This window comes from Pontibacter sp. HJ8, assembly GCF_054824225.1.
In genome coordinates this window covers 1-2102 of the sequence record NZ_JSYF01000375.1, presented here as the reverse complement: position 1 = coordinate 2102, position 2102 = coordinate 1, and the positions used below count along the sequence as shown (strand labels likewise).

Here is a 2102-nt window from a genome sequence, read left to right as displayed (position 1 = left end):
GCTGCGCTCAAACTGGCGGTATAACAATTTGCCAAAGCTCAAACCGCAACTACACTGCATAAAAGACAGTGTTTACCCCGCCCCAGCACCTCCTTTAACAGATTCTTAGTAACTTACAGCCAGCTTCGCTGTAGATATAAACTCCATCAGCAGGCAGCTATACCTAAATCAAAACAAGAGACATAAAGATATTTTATATGAGCACTGAAGTAAGAGCCTTAGAGCCCAGAGCCCTCTGGAATAATTTTGCAGATCTGAATGCGGTACCACGACCTTCCAAAAAAGAAGAGCGTGTCGTGCAATTTGTTAAAGAGTTCGGACAGAAGCTCGGGCTGGAAACCATACAGGATGAGATCGGCAACGTGATCATCAAGAAGCCTGCCACTCCCGGTATGGAAGACCGGAAAACGGTGCTCATCCAAAGCCACGTAGACATGGTGCACCAGAAAAATGCCGACACCAATTTCGATTTCAACACACAGGGGATCGACATGTATGTGGACGGCGACTGGGTAAAAGCAAGAGGTACGACACTGGGCGCTGACAATGGCCTGGGTGTAGCCTCCATCATGACGCTGCTTGCTTCTACTGACATTCCGCATCCGGCCATCGAGGCCTTGTTTACGGTCGATGAAGAAACGGGTATGACCGGTGCCCTTGGCCTGAAAGGCGGTTTGCTCAAAGCTGAGATCATGCTCAACCTGGATACCGAAGACGATACGGAACTCACCATCGGTTGCGCCGGCGGTGTAGACATCAACGCCAGCAGCACTTACCAACCTGAGAGTGTTTCAGGCGATGTAAAAGGCTACAAGCTGAGCATAAAAGGTCTGACAGGCGGCCACTCCGGTATGGACATTCACCTGGGACGGGGCAATGCCAATAAACTGATGAACCGCCTGCTGCATCATGCTACGGAGCAGTTTGGACTACGAGTAGGTACCATTGATGGTGGTAGCCTGCGCAATGCCATACCACGCGAGTCCTTTGCCATCCTGGCTATACCTGCAGGACAGGAAGAAGCCTTCAAAGCATTTGTGCAGGAGCAGACGCAGATCCTGAAACAGGAGCATGCTACCACTGACCCAAATCTCGTAATACAACTGGATGCAACAGAAGCACCTAACCAGGTATTACCAACAGAAATTCAGGGCAAACTGCTGCGGGCTATCTATGCCTGCCCGAACGGAATCTACCGCATGAGCCCCGACATCGAGCACCTCGTGCAGACGTCCAACAACGTGGCGCGTGTGCTGGTGCAGGACGGTACAAGCACCATCCAGTGCCTCACCCGCAGTTCCGTGGACAGCGAGAAAATGGACCTGGCCGCCGCGATCAAATCTGCACTGGAACTTGCCGGAGCAACGGTCAGCTTCAGCGGCATGTATCCGGGCTGGACACCCAGACCAGGTGCCGGCATTGTACAACTGATGAGCGATCTCTACAAAGAGAAGTATAAGGGCGAAGCCCACGTAAATGCCTGCCACGCCGGACTCGAATGTGGCATCATCGGAGCCAACTATCCCGAGATGGAAATGATCTCTTTCGGACCCAACATACGGGGCGCTCACTCCCCTGACGAGAAAGCGCAGATCAGCTCCGTGCAGAAGTACTGGGACTTTCTGCTGGATACGCTCCAGCGTATACCGGCTAAGGTATAGCAATACGATATTTTAATTAACAAAGCCGCTCTGTGTAATCGCAGAGCGGCTTTGTTAATTAAAATAGGTATGGTGTCGGTATTTCAGATATGGCTTGCTATACCTAAATGCTGGTGCGAGCTTGCAGCTCTTAATCCTACTTCACTTTGTAGCCCTAGTCTTCATCAGGCTTCAACCTGACATTGTTTCATCGCTTCACCTGGCCGGTGGGGCCTTACTTTTTTTCTTGACAAAAAAAGTAAGCAAAAAAGTCAAGACGCTTTTAAACTCGCTGACCGCTCAAACACAAAATCGTCGCTGGTGCACTTGGCTAATGTCTATACCTGCGTAGCTGAGGTTGTAAGGATGTCTTGCTATACCTGCAAAGGGCATGTAGCAGATCTTATACCTGTCAAATGGTAATAGCAGAAATCCCCCTTCGAAGGGGGCAGGGGGATGACA

The 2102-nt window shown here is 50.6% G+C and carries 1 protein-coding gene; it reads left to right on the top strand.

All coding sequences use genetic code 11. The features are described from left to right. Positions 1–197 precede the first annotated feature (197 nt). A complete protein-coding gene (locus OB13_RS15790; protein WP_461491140.1) occupies positions 198–1661 on the top strand; it encodes an aminoacyl-histidine dipeptidase in 1464 nt (487 codons plus the stop codon). The last annotated feature ends 441 nt before the right edge of the window (positions 1662–2102 follow it).

Coding starts and splice junctions, on each gene's coding strand:
- OB13_RS15790 (WP_461491140.1), top strand. CDS start 198: ATGAGCACTGAAGTAAGAGCCTTAGAGCCCAGAGCCCTCTGGAATAAT.